The following is a 14480-nucleotide window of genomic DNA, read 5'->3' on the forward strand; positions in this document are numbered from 1 at the left end:
GCCCATTCGCCGTTGATCAGGGGGGATCCATGCCGTCCACGAGCCAGCAGGCACACACCGACGACGAAATCCGCGAGTCCTGGGTCGACGAGCCGCCGCGCCTCGACACCACGGTGACGCTCGCCGAGTACGACTCACAGTGGCCGGTGTTGTTCGAACGCGAAGATGAGCGAATCCGCACAGCTCTAGGGGAGAACGTGGTGCTGCTCGAACACGTCGGGTCCACTTCGGTCCCTGGCCTCGCCGCCAAACCGATCATCGACATCCTGCTGGAAGTCCCGGACTCCGACGACGAGGACGCCTACGTGCCGGCGCTCGAAGCCGCGGGCTACCGGCTCGTGATCCGCGAGCCGGACTGGGAGAAGCACCGCTGCTTCACCGGGACCGACCCGAAGGTCAACCTCCACGTCCACTCCCCGGGCAACGGCCAGACCGAGCGATACCTGCTCTTCCGTGATCGGATGCGCACACATCCTGAGGAGCTGGCGACATACCTTGCGAAGAAACGCACACTGGCTGCGAAAACCTGGACGTACATCCAGCACTACGCGGACGCGAAGAGTGAGGTCATCGACGAGATCGTCGGCCGCGCCCGCGCCGCACGGCTCGAAACGGCGCAGTACGACGGGTTCAGCCAGGCCTACGCCGAGCACGCGGCGAAAAGCGTCACGAACGCGCTGTACGACCGCCCGGCGATCGTGGAGCTGGCCGGTGACGTGACCGGCAAGCGGGTGCTCGACGTCGGGTGCGCGGCCGGTCACCTGAGCGCGTTGCTCGCCGGTCGTGGCGCCGACGTGCTGGGTGTCGACGTGAGCGAAGGTCTGATCTCGTTGGCGCGCAGGGAGTTCGGTGGCCTGGCGACGTTCGAGGTCGCCGACATCGCGAAGCCACTGTCCCTTGAGGACGGTTCGATCGACGTCATCACGGCGTCCCTTGTCCTCCACTACCTGGCGGATTTCGGACCGACGTTGTGCGAATTCCACCGCGTGTTGCGCCCGGGCGGACAGCTCGTGTTCTCGGTGCACCACCCCGGTGAGGACTGGCACTGGTTCGAGCGCGAGAACTACTTCGAGACCGAGCTGCTCGACGACGAGTTCCTGCTCGGTTCCTACCGTCAGGCGGTGCAGTTCTACCGTCGGCCGCTCAGCTGGACGTTCGACGCGGTGCGCGACGCGGGGTTCACCGTCGACCGGCTGGTGGAACCGATGCCCGTGGCCGAGGCCGACGCGGCCGACCCGCGGATCGCAGAGGGGCTGCGGACGAAGCCGCGGTTCCTGTACTTCCGTTGTGTGGCAGGAGAAGCATGATCCTTGAATGCCGTGCGGTGCTGTTCGACGTCGACGGGGTGCTGGTGGACTCCACGGCTTCGGGCGAGCGGTCGTGGACGCGGTGGGAGCGAGAGTACGGGCTGGACCCGGCCGTCGTGCTCGACGGGGTGCACGGCCGCCGGTCCACGGAGACGGTGCGGATGCATCTGCCCGAAGCCCAGGCCGACGAAGGCCTGCGCCGGATCGACGAGCTGGAGATCGGCGACGCCGGCACCACCGTCGCGATCCCCGGCGCGGCCGAGCTGCTCGCGAGCGTGGCGGGGAACTGGGCCGTGGTCACCTCGGCGTCGCGGCCGTTGCTCGAAGCCCGGCTCGCCGCCGCGGGCCCGCCGCTCGCGCCCGTGGTCATGACCGCCGCCGACGTGTCGCGGGGCAAACCGGACCCCGAGGGCTATCTGCTCGGGGCGCGGCGGATCGGCGTGCCGATCGGCGAGTGCGCGATCTTCGAGGACAGCGGCAACGGCCTGGCCGCCGCGGTGGCGGCCGGCCCCGCCGCCGTGGTGGGCGTGGGCCGCGGCGCGCTGGACTCGCCCGCCGCGCCCGTGGTCCAGGACCTGGCCGGAATCCGCTGGACCGGCGCCGGCTTGCGGGTGGACGCAGTTCTGCGCGCGTGAGCGGACTACGGTGGGGCGCATGAAGATCGCGATCCTCGACGACTACCAGAACGTCGCGCTCAGCTACGCCGACTGGGACTCCCTCGGTGCCGACATCGAGGTCATCACCGAGGCCTTCACCGGCCCCGACGACGTGGTCCGGAAGCTGGCCGGCTTCGACGTCGCCGTGGCGATGCGCGAGCGCACGCGGTTTCCCGCGGAGGTGCTCGACCGACTGCCGGATTTGCGCCTGTTGGTGAGCACCGGCCGTCGCAACGCGGCGATCGATGTCGCGGCGGCGAAGCGCAACGGGGTCGTCGTGTCGGCGACGGGGTACCTCGGCCCGCCGACGCTGGAGCACACGTGGGCGTTGATCCTGGCCGCGGCGCGGAACCTGCCGGCGGATGTGCGGTCCATGCAGGAAGGTGGGTGGCAGGTCGGCGTCGGGACCGTGTTGAGCGGGAAGACGCTGGGCCTGCTCGGTTTGGGGCGCCTGGGGAGTGCTTCGGCGAAGATCGGGCAGGCGTTCGGGATGGAGACGATCGCGTGGAGCCCGAATCTGACGCCCGAGAAGGCCGCGGAGCACGGGGTGACGGCTGTCGGCAAGGACGAGCTGTTCGAGCGTAGCGATGTGTTGTCGGTGCACGTGGTGCTCTCCGACCGTAGCCGCGGGTTGGTCGGGGCCGCGGAGCTGGCGCGGATGAAGCCGACGGCGTTGCTGGTGAACACGTCTCGCGGGCCGATCGTGGATGAGGCTGCGTTGGTGGATGCCTTGCGCTCGCGGCAGATTGCCGCGGCGGCATTGGATGTGTATGACGTGGAGCCGCTGCCAGCCGATCATCCGGTTCGTGGTCTCGACAACGTCATTCTGACGCCGCACGTCGGATATGTGAGCCGGGAGACGTACGAGATCTTCTATCGGGATGCGGTGGAGGATATTGCGGCTTTTCAGGCTGGGGAACCGATTCGCGTCATGGAGTGAGGTTTTCGGTTCGTCGCAGGAGCGGCTCGCGCTGGGTGAGCACCCCGAAGCTGGATTGTGACTACGGCCGGTGACCCGTTGTCAAGGCGGGAAAGGCGGACGCTCTTTTGTTTACGTACATGTGACCTGTGAGAACCTGGCCCAGCTGTCCCGATCCGTCCCAGCAGCGGGACACCTCACGCTCGCGCTCTAGCTGCGAAAACATTGATTGGGACAGGCGGGACGGGCCCCCACGCACGTCCCAGCCGTCCTCATCAGCCGCTGAAACGCCTCTTCGAGACGCGTCTGACCCGGTCGATTGCAAGCTTGCGCTTTCGACCGCGCCGCAGCGTTGCAGCCACCAGGCCTGCCTGACGAACACGGACCCGACGTCGCTCTCGATGCCGTCCACCTGGCACGGTGGCGAGGGCATGCCCGTGCTCGGATCGGCGAACCACAAGCCGTACACGTGCTCGAAGCAGCCCTAAACAGCCTGGACCCCACGTTCGCACGAGCCGAAGCCGGCCGGCGGGTCGACTTAGCCGCCGCCTTCGTGGCGCGACACAACCCGAGGAAGCACGTGAACACATCCCGAAAGCGCGTTTGCTCGCAACGGAGATCGGCTCGACCCGCCAGCTACGGCGTCTCCCGCGACTGCAGAACTCGCTCACCTGACGACCAGCGTGCGTAGTCCGGGACACTTGCACGCTAATCACATACCTATCGCCCGGTTCGCGGATGGAACGCTACTGAAGGGAAGTCGACGGAAGACGTCCACACGCGGGCCACCGATAATTGGCCGAAGGCGCTAAGGGCGACGATCAGCTCTCGCCTCCGCCGCGCAAAACCGAATTCGGCCCCGTTGCGGTCGGTCGGCAATCCACCATCCAGCTCCGATTGTTCCCGGTCCGGTTCTGCTTTGTCGTGAGTCGCAGTAGGGCACGTTTCGTCACCTGATGAACCTAGAGTAGGGGAAGTTGGATGCTCGACGCGGTGATGCCGTCATAACCGCGCCGCGATCTGCGGCTGATGCAATAGCAGGCCGGTGAACTGGACGGGCAGCCCGCGGCCGCCTTCCCGGAGTTCCCCGACATGCCCTGCGACTCCGGACTGGACGACGAGAAGCAGTGGCGTATCGAGCCGTCGGCGACCCTGGCATGAGGGCCGCGGCCTTCGCAGCGGGCCTGCTCAGCGGGTGCGGGCCGTCGACGCCGGAACGCGTTCGCTCCCAGCCACCGGCCCCGCCGCACACCGGTGCGCCGCTGCCGCTCACCCAGATCGACCGCCCAGTCGACCTGGCCAAGTTCGACGCAGACCCATGCGGCCTGCTCACCACGGACCAGGTCGCCACCGTCGTGGCCGACCCGCCCGCCCGACGACATCCGCGCGAACAGGCGAGACGCACCCTGAATTCGGCTACTCCTGGACCAACCACGGTCGTGCGCTCATGTTGGCGGTGAAGCAGATCGAAAGCCCGAGGACCCTCACCGAACTGTCGGTGCCCGGCCTGAAGAAGGACAGCGAACTGGAGCTGCGGTGCGTTCGCTCACCCGCCCAGGCCAGCTCCACTCGCCACCGCGCACAACGACACCAGAACAGGCACCAATCACTTTCAAGTTCGGCCAGCAGAAATCGTAGTCTCACGACCCTTTCGCTACGAAACGATCACCAGACAAAGATTGTCATATCTGCCATGAGAAATAATGCGTACCGAACACCATTAGCGGCCATTCAGGGCAGGCCAACCGGCTGAATTGACGCAGATGGACCAGCGAGACGACATCGAGCATCCGCCAACTGGCGAATTTTCGCTTCAGGCACAAAAAGTAGAAATAGCCAACACTGACGTGATATAGATCACGTTAAATTCTAAACCGCTTGGCCCCGTTGCGCTACTTCACTAGTTTTTTTTCGGGGGAAAAAAACCTTCTTCCCCCTGTCCTGTAATCAAAGAATGGGGAGTCAGTGAGACACAGATTCGGCAGACTACGAACGGGCCTCCTGATCGCTGGCGCGACCGCGGCGGCAGGCCTGGCGTTCGCAACACCCGCCTCTGCCGCACCCAAGGTAGTTCCGGGAACCTCCTGCAGCACCTGGATCGACGGCGAGTGGGGCCACGCCAGATGCACCAACAATTCTGGCCGAACCGTCGCCATGGACCTGCACGTCGAGTGCAACGCGGTCTGGGATCCGAACGTCGACCGCTCGGCTCAGGTCGTCAACGGGTCATCGATCGAGATGCAGGGCCAGTGCTGGTCCACCGTCGACTGGGTCACGGCGAACACGCGGTGAGCGGCGCGGCCATGAAATCCCCGAACAACGCGAACAAGTTCTTCTGCCGGCTAGCAGGGCTCGCCCTTGTCCTGGCAGCCGGCCTACTGGGGCTCGTCGGCAGCGCCGACGCAAGCTCGAAACCGGTCAGCTCGGATATCAGTTCCGTGACCTGCACTAGCGCAATCAACGGCGGCGTCCACGCCTCGGCGTCATGCTGGGGAGGTCTCTACGGAGGATCTGCGCGGATCATCGTCGTGTGCAGTGCATGGTGGGACCCCAATGTCACAGGCCCCTGGGTCGCCATCCCGCCTGGCGGACGCAAGGGCTCACAAGACGGACTGGCTGGCGATTGCTTTTCACCCGTTGAATCGGTCACAACTGAAACGAAATAGCCCACACGGATGAATTCCCAGGGTTGGCCCTGGTGGCCAACAGGGCCAACCCCTAGGGGGCGTTTCAGGGTAGGGGTTCCTCCCGCCATCATGGTAGTATTGGAATGTGGAATTTGAACCGAAGACCCACGAAGAAGAAGTCGCTCTTCATAAAGCTCTTCTCTACGGCCAGAGATACGAAATTGAAGTGCAGGCCACAATCATCATTCTCAACGAGGAAGAACTTGTCCGCGACGCACTTCGGAGCATTGAAGACACACAATTCTCAAATTCGGAAGACCGCGAACACATGATCAACGAGGTGCGAGCCGACCCGGCGCAGGCTCTCGGGGTACTACTGCGTCCAGGCCACATGCTGGAGACTAGAGGGGCAACCAGTCGGGAATCGTCCTACACTATTCGACTTCAGTAAAAATATAAACGCCGGATAGGCCAAACCGGAATCGGAATCAGGTTCAAGTCTATGTCAGAAGAACATATCGGCGACGCTGCGGACGTACTGGTCGCCCTGGCTTTGGGGTTCAGCTATTCGAAACGACCGACTCGACCCGCATTGAGCAACTGCTCGTTCTCCTTGTCACGTGGATCTATTACGGGTCTGGTTGGCGCGAACGGTGCGGGAAAATCGACCTTGATTAAGATCCTGGCCCGCATATTGCGACCAGGCGAAGGTGACGTCACCGTCGGCGGACGGGACCTGCATGAACCCGGCTCACGCAATAAATACAACAAAGTCTCCCTTGTGGCACAGGACCGACCGCTGTATCGCTACCTGTCTGTCGGCGAAATGCTGCGGGTCGCGAAATCGCTCAACTCGCATTGGAACCCGGACCGAGCACACGCCTGGCTCTCGCGATTCGATATTCCATTGGACAGCAAGTGCGGGCAGCTTTCAGGCGGGCAGCAAGCACAAGTCGCGCTGGCGCTCGCCGTCGGCAGCTCTCCTGCGGTCCTCTTGCTCGACGAACCCGTCGCCAGCCTCGACCCGATCGCGCGCAACGAGGTTACGACGCAGCTGGTCTCTGAAGCCAAAGAGCACGGAACCACGATCCTCGTATCCAGCCATGTCGTCGCCGAGCTTGCCAGTCTGGTGACCGACCTGCTGGTACTGAAGAGTGGTCAGCTGATCTTGCAAGGCAACACGAACGACATCCGAACATCACACGTCCGGATGCAGCTGCCGATGTCCGTGCCGTCGAGCAATGTCATAACCGAGGTTCATCGCTTCGAACACGACGACTCAGCCATCGTCCGTGTCAACAGCCCGAGCACACTGGACGGACTATCCGACGAGCGGAAAGTTCGACCGTTGACGCTGGAGGAGATTGTCCTCGCGTACCTGTCCTCGTCCATCCCGGTCCAGCGGACGGCCGGAAGCGCCGAGGCCGGTGCGAAGTGACCAAGCTAAGAATGCTCGACACCACTTGGCAACTCTGGCGCTCGAATCGCCTGGTCACGGTCTTCCTCGTCGGCACCTGGGCCCTGCTGCAGATGTTCACACTGCTTGCGGCGACAAACCTGACCGGCAACTTGGACGCCTGCATCGGCCTTACCGCAGGAAGCTGCTCGTCCGGGCCGGACAGCGGAAATCTCGCGGGCGACGTCGACGCAGCGAACTGGTTGCTACTCGGCCAGACGGTGATCCCGGTCCTGATCGGAGTGTTCTGGGGTGCTCCGCTGCTCGCGCGCGAGTACGAGAGCCAGACATATCTGTTCGCCTGGACGCAGGACGTCACCGCGACCCGATGGATCGGGCAGCGGCTGAGTATTCTGGTCTTCTTTTCCGTCGTCTTCGCGATCGTGTCAGGATTCACCTCGCACTCGCTGGCAATCAGCGTACATCAGGTAACGGCAAAGTCGATGTTCACGCAGACGCTTTTTGAGGCTTCCGTCGGGTTGCAAGTTTCGTATTTCCTACTTGCTCTGCTAGTTGGATTCACGGCCGGCGCCTTCGTCCGCAAGGTCGTGCCAGCCTTGGGTATCGCCTTGTTCGCGTTCGTGGCGATCCGTGCCGCGCTGGTGATTGTCCGCCTAAAATGGTTTCCCGCGTCGACCCAAGAGGCCCCGTTCACTGCCGACAACGGCTACACCAAGATAGCCCTGCCTGGGGAAAACTCGTTCCAGCTCGACGTTCACTACACCAACGCAGCGGGCACGCCGGTTCCCTTCCCCAGTCAGGAATGCCGGAACGCGCCCACGGCACCCGAATGGGAGCAATGCATTCGCAGCCATGGCGTCGACAAGATTGTGACCGACTACCAGTCGGGCAGCCACCTCGTCGCCACCCAGGCCATCGAGATCGCATTGTGCTGCGCCGTGGCGGTGCTACTGACCCTGCTTGCCTTTCGCCACGTCCGACGGGCCACATCCACAGCTTGATTCAGGTGCTCTGGTCGGGACCTACCGTCCGACCAGAGCACCTGAGCTTGAAGGAAAGCGCTGACGGAGGCGCTCAACGGCTGGATCGGGAGGCTGTTCGAGCCCGACCGTCGACTAGACGGCTGCGGTACTGCTCGAATCAGCGGGGGAAGCAGCGGAGACGCGCATGACGCCGCTCGGCGACGACCGACCGAAGGCCGAAGCTCGGCCGCCGGTTCCAGGCCGTCATCCAGGACCAGCCGCCGAGGCTCCCCACCAGCGCTAACCTCGTCCTTGTTGACCATGTCCACCACAGTAGGTCAACAAAAGAAGGTCCGCCAAGCGTGCCTTGACAACGGGTCGCCGGCCGCGTGGAGGCATCGGATCGGGGTGCCGGGGCGGGTCTGGGTGCTGGGCCTGGTTGTGTGAGTCCGTCGCCTTGGGTGGTGGGCAAAACGCCCGAATGTGGCGTTGGGTGCGTTGAGCGCACCGAATGCGGCGTTGGGGCGGTGAGTCAGCCCTTCAGCTCTGCCAGCACCGCATCCGTGAACGGGGGCCATACCTCGGCGGCCCACGGGCCGAACGAGCGGTCCGCCAGGGCGACGCAGGCGTGGCCTGCTTCGGGGTCCACCCAGAGGAAGGTGCCGGACTGGCCGAAGTGGCCGAAGGTGCGCGGGGAGCTCGCGGAGCCGGTCCAGTGCGGGGACTTGTGGTCGCGCAGCTCGAAGCCGAGGCCCCAGTCGTTGGGTTTCTGGTAGCCGAAGCCGGGGAGGACGCCGTTGAGGCCGGGGAAGGCGACGTCGGTGGCGGCGGCGAGGGTGGAGGGTGCGAGGAGCTTCGGGGACTGCAGCTCGGCGGCGAAGCGCAGTAGGTCGTCCACAGTGGACACGGCCCCCGAGGCGGGGGAGCCGTCCAGGGCCGTGGCGGTCATGCCGAGCGGGTCGAGCAGGGCTTCGCGCTGGTAGTCGGCGAAGGCGATGCCGGAGTGTTCGGTGAGGGTTTCGGCCAGGACCTCGAAGCCGGAGTTGGAGTACAGGCGCCGGGTGCCAGGCGGGGCCATCTCCTTGTGCGCGTCGAAGGCGAGGCCGGAGGTGTGGGCGAGCAGGTGCCGCACAGTCGAGCCCTCGGGGCCGGCGGGCGTGTCCAGCTCGACCACGCCCTCCTCGAGCGCGATGTGCGCCGTGTACGCGGTGAGCAGCTTGGTCACCGACGCCAGGCGGAACACGCGGGCGGAATCGCCGCGGCGGTCGCGCACCGCGCCGTCGGCGGAAACCACCCCGGCCGCGGCGTTGTCCACCGGCCACTTGTCGATCAGGCGCAGGCTGTCCATGCCTCCACCTTAAACACCATGGAAACGCGCGAAGGGGCCACCCGTCGCGGTTTCCCGGCGACGAACGGCCCCTCGCGGCTGCCCCTGGAGCGGTACCTACTGAGCGTCGAGATCCGTGGCGACGAGCTCCGCCACCGCGTCGATCGCGGCGTCGGCGCCCTCGCCCTCGGCGCTGATGACCACCTCGTCGCCGAACGCGGCGGCGAGCGTCATCAGGTTGAGCACGCTGCCGGCGGCCACCGCGTCGCCGCCGGCCTTGGCGATGGTCACCGCGACGGGTTGCGCCGCGGCCGCCTTGGCGACCAGCGCGGCCGGCCTGGCGTGCAGGCCCACCTTGCTGGCCACGGTGACTCGTTTCTCCGGCATGGTCGTCCTCTCTCGGTTTCTGCTGGTGAGCTTACTTCGCGGCCGTGCGGTCGAGGTCGGCCTCGATCGTGTCGTCCTCGCGGCCCGGGGTGCGCATGTTCCACTTCGTGATCACGAACCGGAACACCACGTAGTAGATGACGGCGAAGACCAGGCCGATCGGGATCAGCAGCCACGCCTTGTGTGCAGTGTCCAGCGACGAGTTCAGGGCGAAGTCGATCGCACCGCCCGAGAACGAGAAGCCGAGGTGGATGCCCAGCGCGTTGCACACGGCCAGCGAGACACCGGTCATGATCGCGTGGAAGATGTAGAGCGGCCACGCGACGAACATGAACGCGAACTCGATCGGCTCCGTGACACCCGTGATGAATGAGGTCAGCGCCGCCGAGATCATGATCGAGCCCACGATCTTCTTCTGGCCCGGCTTCGCGGTCTGCCAGATCGCCAGCGCCGCGGCGGGCAGGGCGAACATGAAGATCGGGAAGAAGCCGGTCATGAACGTGCCGGAACCCTGCACGTGGCCGAAGAAGTTGTTGAGGTCACCGCCGCCGAAGATGAACCAGACCGGCACGTTGAGCAGCTGGTGCAGACCGATCGGGATGAGCAGGCGGTTGAGCACGCCGTAGATGCCGCCACCGATCACCGGCGAGCCGACGACGGCCTGGCCGATGGAGTTGATGCCTTGGTCGACGTACTTGAAGAGCAGGCCGAAGATCACGCCGAGGATGATCATCGAGAACGCGGTGATGATCGGCACGAACCGGCGGCCGCCGAAGAAGGCGAGCCAGCTCGGCAGCTTGATCCGGTAGTAGCGCTGCCACAGCAGAGCGGCGACGATACCGCTGATCACACCGGTCAGGACGCTGTAGGGCCAGTGGATCGGCGCGCCCTCCCAGCCGGGCTTGTAGCCCTCCTGGCTGCTGATCGGCGCGATGGCCTGGATGACCTTGTTGAACACGACCCAGCCGACGACCGCGGCGACGGCGGTCGAGCCGTCGCCCTTGCGCGCGAAGCCGACCGCGATACCGATGGCGAACAGCAGGGGCAGCCAGTCGAACAGGCCTCCGCCCGCGGCGCCGATCACAGCCGCGACCTTGTCCCAGCCGAGGCCGGTCTTACCGAAAACGTCGTCCTGGCCCAGCCGGTTGAGAAGACCGGCAGCGGGCAAGACGGCGATGGGCAGCATCAGGCTGCGGCCGAAGCGCTGCAGCCCGGCGAGCCCGCCGCCGCTCTTCTTGCCCTTCGCCCCCTCTGTGGTGGTGGCGCTCATCGTCGGGTACCTCCGTAGTGGGGTTGGTGGCCGGAATCCGGGGTGTTCCGGTCCAACTGCATGGTCACCTGGTAGTGGTCTCCCCGGTACCAGGACGTCATGTCCTCCACCGGCTCTCCGCCTGCGCTGGAGACCCGGCGGAAAACGAGGAGCGGAGTGCCGGTGCGCATGCCGAGCAGGCGCGCCGTCTCGCGATCCGCGGACTCGGCCCACACCGTCTGGTACGCCTGGTCCGGCCGCAGGTCGTAGGCCTCGGCCAGCTGGGCATACAGAGAACGGGTGAGGTCGAGGTCGAGCAGTCCGGGCGTGCGGCCCGCGTGGTACCAGCCGCGTTCCACGGCCAGCGGCACGCCGTCCGCGCGCCGCAGCCGCACCAGCCGGTGGGCCGCCACGCCCTCGGCGAGGCCGAGTGCGTGCGCCGAGGTCACCGGCGGGACCTCGAGCGACGTGGACACCACCTCCGTGGTGGGGGTGAGCCCGCGCCGGCGCATGTCGTCGGTGAAGGACATCAGGTAGAGCTGCAACTCCATGCGGCGCGCGGCGGTGAACGTGCCCTTGCCGCGCACCCGGGCCAGCAGGCCCTCTTCGACGAGCTTGCCGATCGCCGAGCGGACCGTGAGGCGCGAGACACCGTAGCGCTGGGCGAGCTCCCGCTCCGACGGGATCGGCGAACCGGGCGGGAGCTCGCGCTCCACGGACCGGCGCAGGATCTCGCGCAGCTGGGCGTGCTTGGGCGTGGGCCCGTTGATCACCCGGTCGACCCGGTCGACGCCGTCGGGCGGCGGGACGTGCGCGGCAGCGCTCATCGATGTCACCCTCCTCGTGTCGTCGCACCGGGCGACCGGTGCTCGCGTCTTCGCCGGAAGATTGGTACGTTCCGGTCTAGACCAATAATTCCGATGGGGCAGAATGCTCCGCCTCGCGGTTGGGTGTCAACCACCGTTATGCGTTCGTGGCCTGCGGCGACGTGCATGCCGACGAACGGCGTAGTACTGGTGGAGCGCACTGGCTCACGTGGGGAACCAACGGGAAACGAGGAGGCCGCGATGGCGGATGACAGGCCTGAGAAGATTCTCGCGGCGCTCGGCGGCGTGGACAACGTCGTCGAGATCGAAGGCTGCATCACGCGCCTTCGCTGCGAGCTGGAGGACACCAGCCTCGTCGACGAGGCGGCGCTCAAGGCCGCGGGCGCGATGGGCGTGGTGAAGATGGGCTCCGCGGTGCAGGTGATCGTCGGCCCCGAGGCGGACACGATCGCCAGCGACATCGAGGACCTGATGTGAGCCTCGAGATCCTGAGCCCCGTCGCGGGCGAGGTCGTCGCGATCACCGAGGTGCCCGACCCGGTGTTCGCCGAGGCGATGGTCGGCCCCGGCATCGCCGTGAAGCCGAGCGGCGGGCGCTCCGACGCCGTCGCGCCGGTCGACGGCACCGTCGTGACCCTGCACCCGCACGCCTTTGTGGTGGCGACCGAGGACGGGCGCGCCGTGCTCGTGCACCTCGGCATCGACACCGTGAAGGAGAAGGGCGAGGGCTTCACCCTCCACGTGGTCAAGGGCGAGTCGGTGCGCGCCGGCCAGCCGGTGATCGGCTGGGACCCCGAGGCCGTGACGGCCGCCGGCTACTCGCCGATCGTGCCCGTGGTCGGGCTCGACGCCCAGGCCGACGTGCTCGCGGGCCTCGAGCCCGGGCGCACGGTCGCGGCGGGCGACCCGCTGTTCAGCTGGAACGGCTGAGGAGTTTTACGCCGAAAGGGCCCCTTGTGGACGGTGATCGTCCACAAGGGGCCCTTCGCGTGCGTTGGGTGGTTTACGTCGTCAGGCGGTGACGACCTCTCCGTTGTCGACCTTCACGTTGATCTTCGGCAGCGGCTTCTCGGCCGGGCCGTTCTTCACCGCGCCCGTGAGCGAGTCGTACACCGAACCGTGGCACGGGCAGTGGATCTCGGCGCCCTGCGGCGGGTTCACGGTGCAGCCCTGGTGGGTGCAGATGGCGCTGAAGCAGTTCACGGTTCCGGCGGTCGGCTGGGCCACGATCACGTCCTGGCCGTCGGGGGTCTTGGCGGACTTCGCCTGGCCGACGGGCACGTCGGACAGCGCGATCACCTTCCCGCCGGGCTTGGGGGCGTCGCCGCCCGAGGAGCCCGAGTCCGAGCCGGCGCCACAGGCCGCGAGGGCGACGGTGCCCACGGCGACGCCGGCGACGGTGGCCCCGGTCGTGAGGACGGAGCGGCGGGAAAACAGTTCGGCAGTCATGCCCCTACTAACGAGATGATCGTCCGTGTGGTTCACCCGTTCACCACAAAGCGTTGTCCGGTGAACCGGATCGTCCGTGCTTTCGTGTACTGGGGGAGAGGGATTCGGACGGGGTGAAGGAGAACATCATGCTGGCCAACTGGATGCGAGGGTTGGGCGCGATCGGGCTGGTCGGGTCCGCCGCGGTCCACTTCTACCTGTACTTCGGCAGCGGCTACTCGGACATCGCCGTGGTCGGTCCGCTGTTCCTGGTGAACGGGATCGCCGGGATCGTCATCGCCGTCGCGCTGCTGTTCTGGCACCACTGGGTGCCGCCGTTCCTGACGTTCGGCTTCGGCGGCGTGACGCTGCTGGCGTACCTGCTGTCGGTGACCGTGGGCTTCTACGGCATGCACGACCAGTTCAACAGCCAGTTCGAGTACTGGGGCGTGGTCACCGAGGCACTGTGCGTGATCTGCGGCCTGGTGCTGCTGGTGCAGGAGGTGCGCGCCAGGCAGTCTTCCGGCGGGCACGCGGTGCCGGCCGGACGCTGACCGGGGCTTTCCGTGGCGAGGAGTGACGTCGAGGACCAGCTGATGCGCGCGCTGCACGAGGAACACGCGGCCGCGCTCTGGTCCTATGCCCTGCACCTGACGGGCGGCAACCGGAACCACGCGGAGGACGTGGTGCAGGAGACGCTGTTGAGGGCGTGGCGGCACACCGACGTGCTGGACCAGTCGCAGGGTTCGGCCCGGGCGTGGCTGTTCACGGTCGCGCGCCGGATCGCCATCGACGGGTGGCGGTCGGCGACCTCGCGCTCGGAGGTCGTCACCGACGCTCCGCCCGAGCGCGCGGTGGCCGACGGCACCGAACGGGCCGTGCAGGGATGGCTGGTGGCCGAGGCGCTGGGCGAGCTCTCGGTGCGCCACCGCGAAGTGCTCGAACTGTGCTACTTCCAGGGGTACTCGGTGGCCGACGCCGCCCACCGCCTGGGGATAGCCGAGGGGACGGTGAAGTCCCGCACGCACTACGCGCTGCGGGCGCTTCGCCTGGCTTTGGAAGAGCGGGGGGTGACGCAGTGACCGCCGACGAGTTCGCGACCTACGACGCCGCGTACGTGCTCGGTGCGCTGTCACCGGAGGACCGGCAGGCGTTCGAGGAGCACCTCCAGGAGTGCGACCGGTGCGCCGCCGCGGTGCGCGAGCTGGCCGGGCTGCCGGGTTTGCTCGCGCAGACCAGAGGTGGTTCGCCGGGGGGAGCCTTCGGGCCCGGCGAACGTGAGCGCGGCGGTGCGGGGACGCCACCGGATCCGGGGCCGGTGCCCGATCTGGTGATCGTGCCGGGCTCGGAGCCGGTGCCGGGGTCGGTGCCGGGG

Annotated in this window: 16 protein-coding genes and 1 pseudogene; 12 read left to right on the forward strand and 5 right to left on the reverse strand. The window is 66.6% G+C overall.

Annotated features, from left to right (window positions below; genetic code table 11):
* Positions 1-29 precede the first annotated feature (29 nt).
* The 7 genes from ABZU76_RS45315 (at position 30) to ABZU76_RS45345 (ending at position 7927) form a co-directional block, all read left to right on the forward strand.
* A complete protein-coding gene (locus ABZU76_RS45315; RefSeq protein ID WP_354882738.1) occupies positions 30-1307 on the forward strand; it encodes a GrpB family protein in 1278 nt (425 codons plus the stop codon).
* A complete protein-coding gene (locus ABZU76_RS45320) occupies positions 1304-1942 on the forward strand; it encodes an HAD-IA family hydrolase (protein ID WP_354882741.1) in 639 nt (212 codons plus the stop codon). Before ABZU76_RS45315 ends, ABZU76_RS45320 begins: the two co-directional genes overlap by 4 nt.
* Before the next feature lie 19 nt (positions 1943-1961).
* The gene (locus ABZU76_RS45325) at positions 1962-2903 is read left to right on the forward strand and encodes a D-2-hydroxyacid dehydrogenase family protein (RefSeq protein WP_354882744.1); all 942 of its coding nucleotides are present in this window, start codon (positions 1962-1964) and stop codon (positions 2901-2903) included.
* A gap of 2133 nt (positions 2904-5036) precedes the next feature.
* Positions 5037-5174: a hypothetical protein gene (locus ABZU76_RS45330; protein WP_354882747.1), complete on the forward strand. Its 138-nt coding sequence runs from the start codon at positions 5037-5039 to the stop codon at positions 5172-5174.
* Between the two features lie 480 nt (positions 5175-5654).
* Positions 5655-5960: a hypothetical protein gene (locus ABZU76_RS45335; protein ID WP_354882750.1), complete on the forward strand. Its 306-nt coding sequence runs from the start codon at positions 5655-5657 to the stop codon at positions 5958-5960.
* A gap of 51 nt (positions 5961-6011) precedes the next feature.
* Positions 6012-6947, forward strand: coding sequence for an ABC transporter ATP-binding protein (locus tag ABZU76_RS45340; RefSeq protein ID WP_354882753.1), 936 nt, complete (start codon positions 6012-6014; stop codon positions 6945-6947).
* Positions 6948-6958: 11 nt separating this feature from the next.
* Complete coding sequence (locus ABZU76_RS45345; protein ID WP_354882756.1) at positions 6959-7927, forward strand: hypothetical protein; 969 nt, start codon at positions 6959-6961, stop codon at positions 7925-7927.
* 493 nt (positions 7928-8420) lie between these two features.
* On the opposite strand, the gene ABZU76_RS45350 is transcribed toward ABZU76_RS45345, so the two are convergent.
* The 4 genes from ABZU76_RS45350 to ABZU76_RS45365 form a co-directional block, all read right to left on the reverse strand.
* Positions 8421-9236 (reverse strand): serine hydrolase domain-containing protein, encoded by an 816-nt coding sequence (locus tag ABZU76_RS45350; RefSeq protein ID WP_354882759.1) that lies wholly within the window; start codon positions 9234-9236, stop codon positions 8421-8423.
* A 96-nt stretch (positions 9237-9332) separates the two neighbouring features.
* Positions 9333-9602 carry an HPr family phosphocarrier protein gene (locus ABZU76_RS45355; RefSeq protein ID WP_354882762.1) on the reverse strand — a complete coding sequence of 90 codons (270 nt, stop codon included), beginning with the start codon at positions 9600-9602 and terminating at the stop codon, positions 9333-9335.
* 31 nt (positions 9603-9633) lie between these two features.
* Complete coding sequence (locus ABZU76_RS45360; protein WP_354882765.1) at positions 9634-10872, reverse strand: PTS transporter subunit EIIC; 1239 nt, start codon at positions 10870-10872, stop codon at positions 9634-9636.
* Entirely contained in the window at positions 10869-11678 is an 810-nt protein-coding gene (locus ABZU76_RS45365) for a GntR family transcriptional regulator (RefSeq protein WP_354882768.1), read from the reverse strand. The genes ABZU76_RS45360 and ABZU76_RS45365 overlap by 4 nt, the downstream gene beginning before the upstream one ends.
* 165 nt (positions 11679-11843) lie before the next feature.
* Here ABZU76_RS45365 and ABZU76_RS45370 point away from each other — a divergent pair, with 165 nt between their 5' ends.
* On the forward strand, positions 11844-12155 hold the full coding sequence (locus ABZU76_RS45370) for a PTS glucose/sucrose transporter subunit IIB (protein ID WP_255637710.1): 312 nt from the start codon (positions 11844-11846) through the stop codon (positions 12153-12155).
* A complete protein-coding gene (locus ABZU76_RS45375; RefSeq protein ID WP_220238451.1) occupies positions 12152-12607 on the forward strand; it encodes a PTS glucose transporter subunit IIA in 456 nt (151 codons plus the stop codon). The genes ABZU76_RS45370 and ABZU76_RS45375 overlap by 4 nt, the downstream gene beginning before the upstream one ends.
* An 81-nt stretch (positions 12608-12688) precedes the next feature.
* Here ABZU76_RS45375 and ABZU76_RS45380 read toward each other — a convergent pair whose 3' ends face one another.
* Complete coding sequence (locus tag ABZU76_RS45380) at positions 12689-13126, reverse strand: Rieske (2Fe-2S) protein (RefSeq protein WP_354882772.1); 438 nt, start codon at positions 13124-13126, stop codon at positions 12689-12691.
* A 128-nt stretch (positions 13127-13254) separates the two neighbouring features.
* On the opposite strand from ABZU76_RS45380, the gene ABZU76_RS45385 reads away from it, so the two are divergent.
* The 3 genes and pseudogenes from ABZU76_RS45385 to ABZU76_RS45395 form a co-directional block, all read left to right on the forward strand.
* On the forward strand, positions 13255-13659 hold the full coding sequence (locus ABZU76_RS45385) for a hypothetical protein (RefSeq protein WP_354882775.1): 405 nt from the start codon (positions 13255-13257) through the stop codon (positions 13657-13659).
* Positions 13660-13701: 42 nt separating this feature from the next.
* Positions 13702-14187 (forward strand): sigma-70 family RNA polymerase sigma factor, encoded by a 486-nt coding sequence (locus ABZU76_RS45390; protein WP_220247519.1) that lies wholly within the window; start codon positions 13702-13704, stop codon positions 14185-14187.
* A pseudogene (locus ABZU76_RS45395) lies at positions 14184-14339 on the forward strand (zf-HC2 domain-containing protein); the annotation flags it as partial. The gene ABZU76_RS45390 and the pseudogene ABZU76_RS45395, both read left to right, overlap by 4 nt.
* Between the last annotated feature and the right edge of the window lie 141 nt (positions 14340-14480).

The organism is Amycolatopsis sp. NPDC005232 (assembly GCF_040607795.1).
Lineage (GTDB): Bacteria > Actinomycetota > Actinomycetes > Mycobacteriales > Pseudonocardiaceae > Amycolatopsis.

Bases quoted from the DNA above. Each gene is read 5' to 3' on its own strand.
- ABZU76_RS45330 (WP_354882747.1), top strand. From the start codon at position 5,037: ATGGACCTGCACGTCGAGTGCAACGCGGTCTGGGATCCGAACGTCGAC.
- ABZU76_RS45365 (WP_354882768.1), bottom strand. From the start codon at position 11,678: ATGAGCGCTGCCGCGCACGTCCCGCCGCCCGACGGCGTCGACCGGGTC.
- ABZU76_RS45355 (WP_354882762.1), bottom strand. From the start codon at position 9,602: ATGCCGGAGAAACGAGTCACCGTGGCCAGCAAGGTGGGCCTGCACGCC.
- ABZU76_RS45380 (WP_354882772.1), bottom strand. From the start codon at position 13,126: ATGACTGCCGAACTGTTTTCCCGCCGCTCCGTCCTCACGACCGGGGCC.
- ABZU76_RS45315 (WP_354882738.1), top strand. From the start codon at position 30: ATGCCGTCCACGAGCCAGCAGGCACACACCGACGACGAAATCCGCGAG.
- ABZU76_RS45320 (WP_354882741.1), top strand. From the start codon at position 1,304: ATGATCCTTGAATGCCGTGCGGTGCTGTTCGACGTCGACGGGGTGCTG.
- ABZU76_RS45360 (WP_354882765.1), bottom strand. From the start codon at position 10,872: ATGAGCGCCACCACCACAGAGGGGGCGAAGGGCAAGAAGAGCGGCGGC.
- ABZU76_RS45340 (WP_354882753.1), top strand. From the start codon at position 6,012: ATGTCAGAAGAACATATCGGCGACGCTGCGGACGTACTGGTCGCCCTG.
- ABZU76_RS45390 (WP_220247519.1), top strand. From the start codon at position 13,702: ATGCGCGCGCTGCACGAGGAACACGCGGCCGCGCTCTGGTCCTATGCC.
- ABZU76_RS45345 (WP_354882756.1), top strand. From the start codon at position 6,959: ATGCTCGACACCACTTGGCAACTCTGGCGCTCGAATCGCCTGGTCACG.
- ABZU76_RS45325 (WP_354882744.1), top strand. From the start codon at position 1,962: ATGAAGATCGCGATCCTCGACGACTACCAGAACGTCGCGCTCAGCTAC.
- ABZU76_RS45350 (WP_354882759.1), bottom strand. From the start codon at position 9,236: ATGGACAGCCTGCGCCTGATCGACAAGTGGCCGGTGGACAACGCCGCG.
- ABZU76_RS45370 (WP_255637710.1), top strand. From the start codon at position 11,844: ATGCCGACGAACGGCGTAGTACTGGTGGAGCGCACTGGCTCACGTGGG.
- ABZU76_RS45385 (WP_354882775.1), top strand. From the start codon at position 13,255: ATGCTGGCCAACTGGATGCGAGGGTTGGGCGCGATCGGGCTGGTCGGG.